The 13,008-nt window shown below is 63.8% G+C and carries 11 protein-coding genes; 7 read left to right on the top strand and 4 right to left on the bottom strand.

All coding sequences use genetic code 11. From position 1 onward, the window contains the following. Positions 1-6 precede the first annotated feature (6 nt). Positions 7-1,170 (bottom strand): alanine racemase, encoded by a 1,164-nt coding sequence (gene alr / locus LC041_RS16845; protein ID WP_226534270.1) that lies wholly within the window; start codon positions 1,168-1,170, stop codon positions 7-9. Between the two features lie 94 nt (positions 1,171-1,264). On the opposite strand from alr, the gene LC041_RS16840 reads away from it, so the two are divergent. The 7 genes from LC041_RS16840 to LC041_RS16810 all read left to right on the top strand — a co-directional run bounded on the left by LC041_RS16840 (position 1,265) and on the right by LC041_RS16810 (position 9,665). Continuing rightward, entirely contained in the window at positions 1,265-1,591 is a 327-nt protein-coding gene (locus LC041_RS16840; protein WP_226534269.1) for a hypothetical protein, read from the top strand. A gap of 62 nt (positions 1,592-1,653) precedes the next feature. Further along, positions 1,654-3,159: an amino acid permease gene (locus tag LC041_RS16835; protein ID WP_226534268.1), complete on the top strand. Its 1,506-nt coding sequence runs from the start codon at positions 1,654-1,656 to the stop codon at positions 3,157-3,159. Then, positions 3,156-4,049, top strand: a complete 894-nt coding sequence (locus LC041_RS16830; protein ID WP_226534267.1) for a universal stress protein — start codon at positions 3,156-3,158, stop codon at positions 4,047-4,049. Before LC041_RS16835 ends, LC041_RS16830 begins: the two co-directional genes overlap by 4 nt. Positions 4,050-4,298: 249 nt before the next feature. Next, positions 4,299-5,345 carry a homoserine dehydrogenase gene (locus tag LC041_RS16825; RefSeq protein ID WP_226534266.1) on the top strand — a complete coding sequence of 349 codons (1,047 nt, stop codon included), beginning with the start codon at positions 4,299-4,301 and terminating at the stop codon, positions 5,343-5,345. Then, entirely contained in the window at positions 5,338-6,741 is a 1,404-nt protein-coding gene (locus LC041_RS16820) for an aldehyde dehydrogenase family protein (RefSeq protein ID WP_226534264.1), read from the top strand. Before LC041_RS16825 ends, LC041_RS16820 begins: the two co-directional genes overlap by 8 nt. Next, entirely contained in the window at positions 6,738-8,102 is a 1,365-nt protein-coding gene (locus LC041_RS16815; RefSeq protein WP_226534263.1) for an aspartate ammonia-lyase, read from the top strand. The genes LC041_RS16820 and LC041_RS16815 overlap by 4 nt, the downstream gene beginning before the upstream one ends. Before the next feature lie 36 nt (positions 8,103-8,138). Then, a complete protein-coding gene (locus LC041_RS16810; RefSeq protein WP_226534262.1) occupies positions 8,139-9,665 on the top strand; it encodes a PucR family transcriptional regulator in 1,527 nt (508 codons plus the stop codon). Here the strand turns inward: LC041_RS16810 and LC041_RS16805 are convergent. The 3 genes from LC041_RS16805 to LC041_RS16795 form a co-directional block, all read right to left on the bottom strand. Further along, complete coding sequence (locus LC041_RS16805) at positions 9,638-10,441, bottom strand: aquaporin (protein ID WP_226534261.1); 804 nt, start codon at positions 10,439-10,441, stop codon at positions 9,638-9,640. The genes LC041_RS16810 and LC041_RS16805 overlap by 28 nt on opposite strands. Positions 10,442-10,574: 133 nt before the next feature. After that, on the bottom strand, positions 10,575-11,999 hold the full coding sequence (locus LC041_RS16800) for an MFS transporter (protein WP_226534260.1): 1,425 nt from the start codon (positions 11,997-11,999) through the stop codon (positions 10,575-10,577). Positions 12,000-12,042: 43 nt separating this feature from the next. Continuing rightward, the gene (locus tag LC041_RS16795) at positions 12,043-12,921 is read right to left on the bottom strand and encodes an arginase family protein (RefSeq protein ID WP_226534259.1); all 879 of its coding nucleotides are present in this window, start codon (positions 12,919-12,921) and stop codon (positions 12,043-12,045) included. Positions 12,922-13,008: the final 87 nt, after the last annotated feature.

Here is a 13,008-nt window from a genome sequence, read left to right as displayed (position 1 = left end):
GCTCAACTAGTAGGTGCGCGGCAGGCCAGCCCCGAACCGAACGACAATCTCGTCGCCGTAGCTACCTATCGCCGCACCCCAGTCATTGGCATCAATAGTCACCGCCCCATCCGAACCCAAGATCGTGGCGACTGCGCCAACGGGTACCGGGTCCCTCCCAAGGTCGATCAGAAACTGGTCCATATTGACCGCAACGACTGCATGGCGGCGCCCGCGCACGCTCACGTCCGCCCCTCGCGAAAGGTATTTCGGAACGCCGTCCGCATACCCCATCGGCACCAGCCCGATGTAGCCGTCGCGGGAGAGACGATGGCTTTCGTCGTATCCGATGCGCGCGCCCGCCTCGAGGAACTTCACCTGAACGATTGGGGCAGTGACCGAAAGAACCGGCGACAAGCCCCAGAAGTGTGAGGAGGTACCGCTCACCGGCGACACCCCGAACAATGCCAGACCAATTCGCACTGTGTCTCCGTAGAGCTCGGAAGTCGGCCGGGTGAGCGCACGTGCGGATGTCGACGTGTGAACAGCCTCGAATCGGAGTCCATAGCTTTGCGCGACCGCCTCGCCGCGGCGGAAAACAGCAAGCTGACGTTCGTTGACGGGATCCTCTGGGGCGTCTGCGTAGCTGAGCTGAGTCCAGAGCCCCACGATCCGAATGGCCCCGCTCGCCTCATGCAGCGCTGCGGCTCGCGCTAGATCGTCCCAGACGCTCATCTGCACCCCCCCGCGTCCGAGGCCGGTGTCCATCTCAAGGTGAACACGAACAAGCTCGCCGACACTCGTCGCAGCACGATGGACTGCAGCGAGGTGCTCCATAGAGCCAACCGAAAGGTCAATGCGAGCCCGGATCGCCTCAGCAATACGCGCATCGTTGTGCACTGGGGCGTACAGCCATGCGAGGATTCGGACCGCCTCCGGCACTCCTGCATCTCGCAGTTCGAGCGCTTCCTCCAACGAGGCGACGCCAAGCGCTTCGACACCCGCATCTACCAACGCCATGGCAGATTCGACCAGCCCGTGGCCATAGGCATCGCCTTTCACGACTGCCATAAGTCGCTTCGACGGCAGCAACTTCCTTACGGTGTCTGCATTGCGCCGTAGTGCCGAAAGATCGACGCAGGCGCGCGGCGCGCACGAGCGATCTACGTCGGACGATGCGGTGAACTTCATACACTCCATAGTGCACCAAACTGCTAGCAAAGTGCAGTGCAGTGCTCTATGCTGATCGACAGCCCCGCCGGGCACTCGATGCGAGGAGGCATCCGTGTTCACGTCCACGTTCATTTCTCAAGCCAGGGCGTTCGACGCCGAGTTTCACGAACTCAACAACGAGATCGCCGCACGCGCGCGCCAAATCCCGCGCTTCCTAGGCGAGGAGGAACGGACGAACGAGAGCGGCGAGCGCCATGCCAAGGTGTACTACCGGGCGACTCAAGAGTCGATGCAGCAGCTGATCGGGACGCCCGTCCACCGCAAGTCGAAAGGCCAGAGCAGTCGGTGGATCGATGACTACCGACTGGTACTCGGCGAAGTGCTCCCCACGTACGGCACACCCGGGCTCGGCATCACACACGCGCCCGCCGCTGCCTGACCTGTGACGGCAGGATTCGCCTGCCCGCCGCGACCTACCCGACCACTCAAAGGAGACTGGAAATGCCCACCATCGCTGAACAACTACTGCGTCGGAAGCCGACAACGGCATCCCAGACTGGGGATGTCCCCCTCAAACGGAGCATCGGCCTCTTCTCACTCACCATGATCGGGGTCGGCGGCACGCTCGGCACGGGCATCTTCTTCGTCCTCTCTCAGGCGGTTCCTGTTGCGGGCCCCGCAGTGATCTGGTCGTTTGTCATCGGTGGGGTTGTAGCCGGGCTCACCGCCCTCTGCTACGCCGAGATGGCGGGCGCAGTGCCCGTTTCCGGGTCAACCTACTCATACGCGTACGCCACCCTCGGCGAAGGGGCGGCTATGGCCGTCGGCGCGTGCCTTCTGCTGGAATATGGGGTCTCGACGGCGGCCATCGCCGTTGGTTGGTCTCAGTACGTCAACCAGCTTCTGCAGAACCTCTTCGGCTGGCACCTCCCTCTGGCACTATCACAGGCACCAGAGCAGGGAGGCGTCGTCAACGTGCCAGCGATCATCGTGATCGTGCTGTGCTCGCTTCTGCTCATCCGCGGAGCACGCGAGTCGACCCTCGTGAACAACATCATGGTGATCCTGAAGATCGGCGTTCTGCTCTTCTTCTGTGCCGTGGCCATCACAGGATGGAACGCGGACCACTTCGACAACTTCGCCCCCGCAGGCTTCGCCGGCATTGTCGGAGGAGCAGGAATCATCTTCTTCTCCTTCATCGGCCTCGATGCTGTCTCAACGGCCGGTGACGAGGCAAAGAACCCGCGACGCAACCTCCCGCTCGCGATCATGTTCGCGCTGGGGATCATCATCACCCTCTACGTGATCACGTGCATCGCAGCTCTCGGCGCACAGGCCCCCGAAGATTTCACCGACCAGGACGCGGGACTTGCCGCGATCCTGCAGAACGTCATCGGATCTAGCTGGCCGGGCACGGTCGTCGCCGCCGGAGCGATCATCTCGATTCTGTCCGTGACGCTCGTCGTCCTTTACGGTCAGACTCGCATCCTGTTCGCTATGTCGCGCGACGGGATGATATCCCCGGTGTTCGCGAGGGTGAACCCGCGCACGATGACCCCGATCCCGAACACAGTGATCGTGATGATCGCCACGAGCATCCTGGCCGCGGTCATTCCCATCGACTTCCTCGCAGAAATGACGAGCATCGGCACTCTCGTGGCGTTCCTGGTTGTTTCGGTCGGGGTCATCATTCTGCGAGTCCGGGAGCCGGAGCTCGAGCGTGGATTCCGGTTGCCTCTCGGATGGACCATCCCGATCCTGTCCATCCTCGGATGCATCGCGATCATCACCCAGCTGCGCCCGATCACCATCGTCGTCTTCGGCATTTGGACCGCAGCGTTCCTCGTCTTTTACTGGTTCTACGGCAGGAAGCGCTCGATCCTTGCACGGGAGGACCTCCCGATGGGCACTGAACCAGATGTCCCGTACACGACAAACCTCGCTCGCCCCAGCACGGACGCGATTCGCCGAGCAGCGGCCGCCCGCCGGAAGTCGACGCGGAAATGATCGTCGTCGTCGGGATAGACCCCGCACGTCGCTCCGCGTCAGCAGTGCACCTCGCTCGCCTGCTGGCGGGTTCCGTGAAAGGGGACCTAGTGGTGGCTGCCGTCTTGCCCGCCACATGGGGGCCGGTTGCGGGAAGCGTCGATGCAGAGTGGCGGCGCTACACGCACGATGCTGCAAATCTCGCCCTGGACTACGCCGCCGCCGTCCTCGGCGACACCATTGAAGCCCAGTTCCTTGTACACGAGGCTCAGTCCGCTCGAGGCGGCCTCCTGGAAGTCGCAGAACAGTACAAGACCGACTTCATCGTTCTCGGCTCCGGATCTGGCGGAGCTCCCGGGCGTGTGGCCATCGGTGCCGACGGAGATGCAATCCTGCATGCATCGAAGGTTCCAGTCGCAGTGGCGCCGCGAGGGTTCCGAGCCGGTCCCGGAGCCTTCGTCGGTCGCATCACCGGAGCCGTCCAAGTCGCCCCCGTGGAAGTGGAGCTCGTGCGCGACATGGCGAGCCTGGCGGCTCGTTGGAATGTCGAGTTCCGACTCGCGTCGTTTGCTGTCGTTCCCCGAGACTCGGGCACCTCTGGAGCAGGACTCGACGCCGGAGAACGCATCGCTGACGAGTGGTCCAAGGGCAGCATTTCGCGTCTCTCAGAACTGCTTGCCACCGTGAGCGGTAGCGCACGCGTGGAGAAGCCTGTGGTGGGGAGGGGGCCGACATGGGAATCGGCTGTTGCGAACATCGGCTGGCGGAAGGATGAGCTTCTCGTCCTCGGGTCCAGCGAGCGGGGGCCGATCTCGCAGGTTTTCCTCGGATCTCGCGGTGCGAAAATCACGCGGAGCACGCCGGTTCCGGTGATCGTCCTTCCCCAGCCTCACGGTAGATCCAGCTTCTAGGACTCACGATCCTATCCACGAGAAGACGGTGCACGCCCATTCAGGCGTGCACCCTCTTCCGATCTGTGCACGCCTGAATGGGCGTGCACCGTCTTCTCGTGCCCCAGCACCCGTGTTGAGCGTTTCCGCAGAAGGACCGACAACAACTGTCACAACGACAGTGCACAGTGTCATTTCGCCCATATTCGGCAGTGCAGCTCCGGGCGGAGAGTGGAATCCTCAATCCCGCACACGAAGGAGTACGCCGGTATGACCACGTACAATCTGGCTCTCATCGGCTTCGGCGGCGTCAACCGCGCGCTCGCCCAGCTCATCGATGAGGATCCCACCCGATTCGCTCACCTGGGCTTCGACCTCAAGGTCGTCGCAATCACAGACCTGCTGATGGGATCGCTGGTCCAGGAGGACGGCATCGCCATCAGCGAGGTGCTCGCCCTCCCCCGAGGGACCACATTCGAAGCGTTCCCGGGCGGCTCAGCCACGGCAGACAATGAGTCCGTGATCCGCCACGACGCGGTCGACATCGTGGCCGAAGCAACCTTCACAAACCCCGTCGACGGGGAGCCTGCCGCATCTCACGTGCGCTGGGCGCTCGAGGCCGGCAAGCACGTGACCACCACGAACAAGGGCCCCATCGCACTGCACGGCAAGGCTCTGAAGCACCTCGCCGAGGAGACCGGAGCACACTTCGCCTACGAAGGATCCGTCCTCAGCGGCACCCCGGTGCTCGGCCTCGCCCGTGACCAGTTCGCCGGTCTCACCATCCTCGGCGTGCAGGGAATCCTGAACGGCACCTCGAACTATGTTCTCGGCCGTATGGAAGCGGGCCTGTCGCTGAACGACGCCGTCGCGGAAGCACAGGCCGAGGGTTACGCGGAGGCCGACCCGACGGCCGATATCGGAGGCTCCGATGTGCAGCTGAAGGTCGCAATCCTCGCCAACGAACTGCTCGGTGCCGACATCGCTCCCGAAGACGTCGACACGACCGGCATTACCGACATCACCGCCGACCACATCATCAACGCCGCACGTGAAGGCAAGCGGTACAAGCTCATCGGCACCGCACGCCGCGACGCGAACGGCACGCTCACCGCGACCGTTGCTCCGGAAGCGGTCCCCGCCGATCACCCGCTCGCCAACATCCCGGGCGCGACGAACGCGGTCTCCGTCGAAACGGACCTGCTGGGCACCGTCACCATCACCGGTCCCGGTGCCGGGCGTATCGAGACCGCCTACGCGCTCATCACCGACATCATCGCCATCCACTCTCACGAGAAGGAGAAGGTCAATGTCTGACACCCTCACGACCCCGCAGCAGGCTGACGATCTGGTCGTCCTCGACAAGTTCACCGGCGAGCAGATCGCTGCGGTCTCGCAGTCCACCGTGGAGCAGGCGCTCGACGCTATCGACGATGCGGAGATCGCCACGGCCACGGCTGCAGCGCTCCCTCGTCATCAGCGCGCCGCAATTCTTGAAGAGGCGGCGGCCCTGCTCCGTGAGCGTTCGGAGAGCGTCGCTGAGCTCATCGTCTCCGAGGCTGGCAAGACGATCCGGCAGGCCCGCAAGGAGGTGTCGCGAGCCGTGAACACGCTCCGGCTCTCCGCCGCTGAGGCCCTGCGTAACGCCGGCGAAGTCATCCCGTTCGACTCGTTCCCCGGTGGAGAGAACCGGCAGGGATGGTTCAGCCGGGAACCGCTCGGTCTCATCGTGGCGATCACGCCGTACAACGACGCGCTGAACCTCGTCGCTCACAAGATCGGGCCGGCCATCGCCGGAGGCAACGCTGTGCTTCTGAAGCCCGCTCAGCAGACGCCTCTCACTGCGCAGCTTCTGGTCGACCTTCTCGTTGAGGCGGGCCTTCCGGACAACGTCATCACCATTGTCCGCGGTAACCGTTACGTGGCGCAGGCGCTCGTGCAGGCTCGGAACGTGCGCATGGTCTCGTTCACCGGGGGCTTCGCCACCGGCCAGGCAATCGCAGCCACCGCAGGCATCAAGAAGCTGGCGATGGAACTCGGCGGCAACGCCCCGGTCCTCGTCTTCGCTGACGCTGACCTTGACCTTGCGGTGGAGGCGTCAGTGTCCGGAGCGTTCTGGGCGGCAGGACAGAACTGCATCGGGGCACAGCGGATCCTCGTGGAGCGGTCAGTGTTCCCGGCGTTCCTGAAGTCGTTCGTCGCCGCAACCGAGAAGCTCGTGACCGGCAACCCGCGATTGGATGCCACTGATGTGGGGCCGATGATCAGCGCACAGTCCGCCGAGGCGGCCAGCGCCAAGATCCATGAGGCCGTTGCCGACGGTGCCGCGCTTCTCACCGGTGGTGAGCTGAACGGCTCGCTGCTGACCCCGGCCGTGCTGACCGGTGTCCCTCGCACCTGCCGCCTGTGGGAAGAAGAGGTCTTTGCACCCATCGTCATCGTCGAACCCTTCGACGATGAGCAGTCCGCCATCATCTCTGCGAACGACAGCGATTATGCCCTCCAGGCCGGCGTCTTCACGAGGGACCTCAACCGGGCGCTCCGTGTCGCCGGGGCCATCGACGCCGGCGGTGTGATGATCAACGACTCCTCGGACTATCGCCTCGACGCGATGCCCTTCGGTGGCAGCAAGTACGGGTCGATGGGTCGCGAGGGAGTGCGCTTCGCCTACGAGGAGATGACTCAGCCGAAGGTCGTGGCGATCTCACGATGATCACCCGCACCGAAAGTGACTCACTGGGCTCCGTCGACATCCCTGACGGAGCCCTGTGGGGCATCCACACGCAGCGAGCCCTTGACAACTTCCGCATCAGTGGGACCCCAGTCGGGACCCACCGGGCTCTGGTCAAAGCGCTGGGCACCGTCAAAGCGGCGGCAGCGCTCACCAACCGTGACCTCGGCCTGATTCCCCGCGAGGTGGGCGACGCTATCGTCGCCGCCAGTCGGGACGTCATCAACGGGGAGCTTGACGAACAGTTCGTCGTCGATGTGATCCAGGGAGGTGCGGGCACGTCCGTCAACCTCAACGCGAACGAGGTAATCGCAAACCGCGCTCTCACGGTTCTCGGTCACGATGCTGGCCGCTACGACATCATCCACCCGATTGAGCACGTCAACCTGTGCCAGTCGACGAATGATGTCTACCCCACCGCCCTTCGGATCGCTGTGGTCTTCGCACTCCACCCGCTGCTCGACGCCCTCCGGCACCTGGAATCAGCTTTCGCAGAACGTGGCGCAGCCTTCGCCGACGTGCCGAAGCTCGGGCGCACTCAGTTGCAGGATGCCGTTCCGATGACGCTCGGGCAGGAGTTCACCGCGTTTGCCGTGACGATTCGCGAGGACCAGGAGCGACTCATTGACGCGGCCCGGCTGCTCCTTGAGTGCAGCATCGGCGCGACAGCCATCGGCACGGGAGTGACCGCGACACCCGAGTATCGCGCACAGATCCTTGGTCGTCTAATCTCGGTCGCCAACCTCGATCTGACGCCCGCAGGAGACCTGATTGAGGCGACCTGGGATACGGGGGCCTTCGTTCAATTCTCCGGCGTCCTCAAGCGCGTGGCGACGAAACTGTCCAAGATCAGCAGCGACCTCAGGTTGCTGGCCAGCGGGCCGGAGACGGGCTTCGCTGAGATCACGCTGCCGGCGAGGCAAGCCGGATCCTCGATCATGCCCGGCAAGGTCAACCCGGTCATTCCAGAGGTGATGAACCAGATCGCCTTCTTCACGTTCGGTGCAGATCTCACCGTCACCTTCGCAGCCGAGCATGGACAGCTTCAGCTCAACGCGTTCGAGCCGGCGATTGCGCACGCCATTCTGCAGTCGATGACGTGGATCGGGAACGGAGCATCCACCCTCGCGTCTCTGTGCGTGGAAGGCATCGAGGTGGGACCCGCGCTCGTCGCGCGCCGCACATCCAACTCCGCCCAGGCAACCGCTCTGGTACCGCTTCTCGGTTACAGCCGTGCGTCCACGCTCGCAGCGGAAGCACGCGTGTCCGGCGAGGACGTCATCAGCCTTGCCATCCGTCAGGGCCTCATCGACGTCGAACAAGCACAACAGCTCGCGGGGTGAGGTCGCCCTCCGTCGCCCCGCGCCTACCCTTGAGTCATGTCAGTCACCGTCCGCTCCCTCCTCGAGCTTGAGGACGCGAATCTCACTCTGCGCGCGGGCGCCGAGAACGTTGAGAACGTTGTGCGGTGGGTGCATGTCAGCGAGATGCTCGATCCGACCCCATGGATGCGGGGCGGTGAGTTTGTACTGACGACAGGGTTCCGACTCACCGACGACGCTCTCGTTCCGCCGTACCTGGATCGCCTCGCCGCTCACGGAGTGGCAGGCATCGGGTTCAGCACCGGCAACTATCTCGGAATGCATGAGGTGATTCCGCCGGCGCTTCTCGCGGGGGCCGCCGAGCGAGGTATCCCGCTGCTCGAAGTCCCTATCGACACCCCCTGGGTGCTCATCTCCGAATACGTTTCCCGCCGCATCGCAGACGAGCAGAACCAGCTCGCTCAGCGTGCATTCGACGCCCAACGCGACCTCACCCGAGTCGCTCTCGACAGGCAGGGCCATGCACGTGTCGTGACTACGTTGGCGGCGTTGATCAACGGGTGGGCGGCACTCACCACCCCCATGGGTCGGACGATTGCCGCCTCAAACGCCACGTCACCGGACCTGCTCAGCGAGCTGGACCAAGATCTCGCGCGCGTCCGAGACTCCGGTTCGGTCGCCTCTGTCTCCGGGCCGCAGGGAGTGACAAGCCTGCACCCGCTGGGAGGTCCGCTCTCCGTCCGCCAGGTGCTCATCGTGGGAAAGATAGAGGCTTTCGATGCCTTCGACCGCATTGTCATCGCCAGCGCCGTGTCCTTGCTGTCCTTCGCCTCGGAACAGCGGCTTCGTCTGTCCGGCCAGCAGGCTGCAGCCGCCGACGTCTTGGGGGCGACCCTGCTGAGCGCTACCTCCACCTCCGCCCAGAGGGCAGGCGCCGCGGAAGGTCTCGGGATCGGACCGCGAACGTCGGTGCAAGTCCTTGCGGTAATGACCGCGGTCGAAGACGTCGCACAGATCGTGCACGACGTGTTCTCTCCACACGAGGTTCCGACCATCAGCATCCGGGATCGTACGCAGAAGAACCGGCACATCATCATCCTGCAAACGCCTGGAGCAGCGACTGACGACATGGTCGCCCTGCGAGCTCGTCTAGGGGAAGAGACACGAGTCGGAGTTAGCGATGCGACGCTCGTTGTGGGTTTGGAGAAAGCACGACGACAGGCGGCTGTGGCACTGGAACATGCAAGCGTCTCCGCACCAATCGTCGTGTTCTCCGAACTGTCATCCTTCGACGTTGTGCTGGGGATCGCTCGCCCCGAGGATGCCACCGCTGTGAGCCGCACCCTGCTCGCACCATTCGACGCGTTCTTGTCCGACAGGGACGAGATGCTGCGGACCGCTCGCGCCTTCTTGGAAGCGAACGGGCGATGGGAGCCCGCCGCGCGTGCCCTCGGTATCCACCGGCAGACGTTGGTCAAACGGATTGCGTCCATCGAAGGACGACTCGGCGCGTCGTTCGACTCCGCAGATGTTCGGATGTCGCTGTGGTTCGCTCTTCAGGAGCGAGACACGCGCTCCAGCTGAGTTCGTGCTCGGCGCATCAGACGATAACCGACCCCTGCGAGCACAGCACCGACCACGGGCGCGGCGAAGAAGAGCCACACCTGTTCCATGGCGGTCGATGGCGCGAAGAGCGCGGCTGCGAACGACCTCGCCGGGTTGAGCGACGTGTTGTCGACGGGAATCGTCACGATGCAGCACAGGACCACCGTGAGCCCGATTGCGACGGCTGCGAACATCGTCCCTCGGGTGCGGGCAATCAGCACAACCATCACCAACAGGGCCGTGAAAAGAACCTCAACGACGAAAACACCGACGACGCCGACGCCCAACGAGGACTGATCCCCGTACCCGTTGGCGGAGAAACCAGCCGCGACTGCAGCATCAAAACGTCCTGGCGCCTGGCCGAGGATGAAGGCGATCAGGGATACGCCCGCTACGCCACCGATGAGCTGTGCAGCCAGGTACGCCGGCACCGTCCGCCAGGGAGCCTCGCCTGCCACCGCGATACCCACAGTGACCGCGGGGTTGAAGTGCGCCCCGGAGATGGGGCCGAAAACCAAGACACCAGCAACGATGCTGAAGCCAACGGCGAAGGCGACGCCGAGGATTCCGACCCCGGAGTCAAGGCCTTCGCCGCCGGGCATTGAAAAGGAGAGAACGCCGGTGCCGACGCCGGCGACGACGAGAACAGCCGTGCCGACAGCTTCCGCACCCAACCGTGCGAACGTCAGGGGCGTTCGCACGGTCGGGGGTACGTTGGGCGCAGAAACCGCCTGGTCCGAATCGGCCACAGTCATCCCTCAGGCTCCGACTGGCTTGCGGGTGAGCACACCGCCAGAGGTGTGTCCTGTACGCATAGCGAGAAAGGTCGCGCGAAAGCGGCTGCTGACTGCATGCTCGATCCGAACATCGGGTCCTTCTTCGTGGAGATCAGTCGCGCGCGGCGAGAGCCGCGATACGAGCAGTATGAATTTCGTGAGCCTCTTCGTCCGTCTCGACGTTCGGTTCGGCACCGTCCAGTGGACGCCGCGCGCTCTCCTTCAGGAAGAAGACCGTGACCAGTCCGACAACCGATGCACCAATCAGGAAGAAGGGCGCGGCGAGGAAGGTGCCGGTCGAGTGGATCAGGGAGTCGATCACGAGTGGAGCGGTGCCTCCGAAGATCGCCACCGAGATGTTGTACGACGCTCCGAGGCTCGTGTAGCGACTCTTGGTCGGGAACAGCGCCGGGTAAGTCGCCGCCAGCGACCCCATGTACAGGGCGACAGGGAACCCCATCAGAGCAAGCCCGGCAATCACGAGAGCGGGGGTGCCAGCGTCGATCAGCAGAAACGCGGGCACGCTCAACACGATGGTGATCACAGACGCTGCGAACAGGACAGGCTTGCGGCCCACCTTGTCGGACAGTGCACCAACGAACGGCATCGCGAGCGCCATCAGGACCAGCAGCGGAAGGGTCAGCAGGTTGCTCTGCACCGCGTCGTAGTTCTCCACCGTCGCGAGGTAAGTCGGCATGTACGACGTGAAGGCGTATCCGGCGGTGTTGGCCGCCGCCACCAGCAGAGCGACGATGAGCATGGGACGCCAGTTCTGAGCGAAGACCCGGAAGATGCTCACCTTGAGCGCCGTCTGACCAACCTTGGCGAGCTGCTCCGCCTGCAGAGCAGCGAAGTGAGGAGACTCCTCGACCCGGAGTCGAAGGACAATGGCGATGATGCCCAAGGGGCCGGCGACCAGGAACGGGATGCGCCATGCCCACTCGACCATCGTGTCCTGCCCCAGAGTCACCTGAAGGAGCGTCACGAACGCTGCACCCAGCGCGAACCCCATGTAGCTGCCGGAGTCGAGAAGCGCGCAGTAGAAGCCACGCTTCTTGTCGGGGGCCGACTCTCCGATGAAGGTCAGGGCTCCGGTGAGCTCGCCGCCAGCTGAGAAGCCCTGCACCACCTTGAGGAACATGAGTAGGAGCGCGGCCGTGAACCCGATGGCGTCATACGTCGGCAGGATTCCGATGCAGAATGTCGACACTGCCACCAGGATCAGTGTGAGCAGGAGAACCCGTCGGCGACCGATCTTGTCTCCGAGCCACCCGAAGAACAATCCGCCAACTGGTCGAAGCAGGTAGGTGCTCGCAAAAGTCCCGAGAAGGAACACCACCTGCGCTGCGGGGTCAGCGTCCGGGAGGAACACTGCTCCGAGTGTGACGATCAGGTAGCCGAACACTCCAACGTCGTACCACTCCATCACGTTCCCGACGATGGTGCCGCGGACAGCGCGATTGAGTGTCTTCCGTCGGATGACGTTGATGGTGCCGGTTGTGAGCGCTGCGGGCTCACCGGGTGCGGGCGTGGTCATGAGAACTCCTTCGTTCATTCGGGTGTGTTGCGTGGAAAGGGGTTCAGGCGCGAGTGGCGCCGAAGAGTGCGAAGTAGTAGGTCAGGTAGGCCGCGAGGTTGACGGTGAGGTCCTGGACGTCTTTAAGCGGATTGACCTCTGCGATGGTCAGTGAGTCGCAGTGCGGGGCGAGGGCACCGACGATCTCCAGCGCCTCCCGAGATGTCATCCCACCCGGCTCGTGCGCACCCGCTCCGGGCGCGTGAGCGGGGTCGATGGCGTCGATGTCGAAGCTCACGTGGACGTGCTGCGCTCCTGCGATGTGCGCGAGGATTTCTGCGACTGCCTCGTCGGTGCCGATTTGCGCGAACTGACGAGCAGTGATCTGGGCGGGTCCCTCAGCTTCCGCAAAGCGGTGAAGCTCAGGGAAGCTGAAGTGTCGCAGACCGATCTGAATCGTGTTCTCGCGATTCACGCGCTCAAGCTCGAGGCTGCGGCGCATCCCACTGGACTGGCTGTACCGCCCCTGCTGCCGGTTCTCATGCACAGAGTCGAGGTGCGCGTCGAAGTGAATGATCGCCACTTCTCCCTCGACAGCGTCGTGCAGTCCCTTGGTGCCGGCGAACAGCATGCTGTCGTCTCCCCCGAGGAGGATAGGAACATTGCCGGTACGAACACTCGCGGCAACCCGATCCGAGACGTTCGCCAGGGTTTCGGTCAGATCATGGGCGACGACGTCAGCGTCTCCACCATCGATGATGTGCGGAGCAGCGAGCGTCTCTCCGGTCTCGATGGAATAGACCTGTCCGTTCACAGCACGCTGCGTGACCCACCCGAGCGCTTCTCGGATCTTGGCTGGCGCGTAGCGAGAGCCGGGCCAGCCGAGCGTTGCAGCTCCATCGAAGGGAGCGCCGATGAGCTCGAATGTGCGGGGAGAAGTCATGAGAAGCCGCCTTGCTGAGATGAAGAACTGGCTCAAGTCTCGGCGCGCATCGACCTTCTAACAATCATCAGAATGCACTCTGAAGGG

The organism is Microbacterium paraoxydans, assembly GCF_020524545.1.
Classification (GTDB): domain Bacteria; phylum Actinomycetota; class Actinomycetes; order Actinomycetales; family Microbacteriaceae; genus Microbacterium; species Microbacterium paraoxydans_C.
Note: the sequence above shows the minus strand (reverse complement) of the source record. Positions and strands in the feature narration are given on the sequence as shown.